Here is a 1,543-nt window from a genome sequence, read left to right as displayed (position 1 = left end):
CTTTCATAAGTTTCAATTTGAAAGCCATATTTTTTCTCGGTCATGCCCATATCCTCTGTTGATATTTATTGCTCACACGCGGCTCCTTCTTTCCCTCGGGCAATAGCGCAGCCACCACCCACAGCCTCGGGTTGGCGCTTAGTGTCTTTGAGGTTTTTACGTTGCGGAGGGTGTAGCGTTGGATTAGTTCGTCTGCTTCTGCAGTGGTTACATCGTGGTGATAGAACCAGGTGAGCTTCATGTCATGCAGCTCTCCTACGCTTGTCGCCAAATCGCTGCTCAAGTTCTTCGGCAAGTTTTGTTTCTTCGCTCCACTTAACGCCACGCTCCGCACCAAATGCATAAGCGCACTCGATAACGTCGACCATTTCCCGGATTGTCATCTTGCTGGTTGATAGCCCGAGGACGACGAAGCCGCCATTGATGCCTGGCACGGTTTTCTGACCATTCAGCGCTGCAGTGATGACGTGCTTCCACTCTTCTGGCGTAAGCCAGTTGGCGTACCATTCAACCTGTTTTGAAATGTCAGTCAGCATTGCCCACATTTTGTCGTTCTGGGCAATCGTGCGGGTCATTTCGGTGATGGTGATAACGAGTGGTCGGTGTAAGTCGGTGGGTAGGTCGCGGATAATCTGGATGGCGTTTTGTTTCTGCGTGTCAGTCCGCAGGTAATACTTTGGTTTTTTGCTCACTGTTCACCTCAATAGCTTTCTCCAGACAGCACAATGCCTGCTCAACAATTTCTCGCTGAGAGTTGCTTAGTCCTGTTTCGTGGAGAGAGTCGATTAAATCAAAAGCACGGCGGGTGTAGTCAGGTCGTAACTGGTGGATTGTGGCTGTCATATTTAAGCACCTTGCTTAACGGACAAAGAAAGGGTTCATCATTGCAATCAACCCAGATAAATAGCTTCCCAGCGCTTTCAGCAAAGCCAATTACTATGCCAGTCATTGCAGGGTCAGTGCCGGGGAAGCGGTCATAAAGAACCTGTTCGCCCATGTTAAAAATTGGAACCATCAGCTATCTCCTTTAACCGTTCCATTGCTGTCACGGTAATCATCCAGAGCCGCTGCGATGGTTCCGATTGGGTCGTGGTCTTGACCGATAATTTCGTTAACGTTCACATCGTCTTCAACGCCGAAAAAGAACTTCAGCGCCAGCATGATTTCTTCGTAAGCTTTCATTGCTCTTCTCCTTTAACGGTTATGCCAGCGGCGCGGAGAGTGGAATCAACTTCATCGGCATAATAGTACGTTAGTCCTGTGGATGATTTAGCCAACTTAAACGGCTCAGGAATCTCCACGACGATTGCGGCGCGGCTGGCTTGCCATACCTGCCAGGCTTCCTGCGCAGGTGTATTCCTATAACCTATGCCAGCCCTTAATTGCTTACATCTGCCCTCACGGCTGCCGGTCATCTCATCCCATGCGGACTCAAACTGCTCTCGCGATGTTGTCATGATGATATCTCCAGTAGTGCGCGGGGTATGGTCTCTCCGAGCTGACTTCCCTCCGGTGCAGCTGCAACAATTTCATCGCTTAGCCT

General features: G+C 49.8%; 4 protein-coding genes. All 4 read right to left on the bottom strand.

The window, feature by feature from the left end; genetic code table 11:
- Positions 1 to 242: 242 nt before the first annotated feature.
- On the bottom strand, positions 243 to 692 hold the full coding sequence (locus tag AAE045_RS23115) for a recombination protein NinB (protein ID WP_455549670.1): 450 nt from the start codon (positions 690 to 692) through the stop codon (positions 243 to 245).
- Entirely contained in the window at positions 658 to 843 is a 186-nt protein-coding gene (locus AAE045_RS23110; protein ID WP_455549669.1) for a hypothetical protein, read from the bottom strand. The genes AAE045_RS23115 and AAE045_RS23110 overlap by 35 nt, the downstream gene beginning before the upstream one ends.
- Before the next feature lie 171 nt (positions 844 to 1,014).
- Positions 1,015 to 1,182: a hypothetical protein gene (locus tag AAE045_RS23105; RefSeq protein WP_455549668.1), complete on the bottom strand. Its 168-nt coding sequence runs from the start codon at positions 1,180 to 1,182 to the stop codon at positions 1,015 to 1,017.
- Positions 1,179 to 1,457, bottom strand: a complete 279-nt coding sequence (locus AAE045_RS23100; protein WP_455549667.1) for a hypothetical protein — start codon at positions 1,455 to 1,457, stop codon at positions 1,179 to 1,181. The genes AAE045_RS23105 and AAE045_RS23100 overlap by 4 nt, the downstream gene beginning before the upstream one ends.
- Between the last annotated feature and the right edge of the window lie 86 nt (positions 1,458 to 1,543).

It is taken from the genome of Dryocola clanedunensis, from assembly GCF_038405435.1.
Lineage (GTDB): Bacteria > Pseudomonadota > Gammaproteobacteria > Enterobacterales > Enterobacteriaceae > Dryocola > Dryocola clanedunensis_A.
Note: the sequence above shows the minus strand (reverse complement) of the source record. Positions and strands in the feature narration are given on the sequence as shown.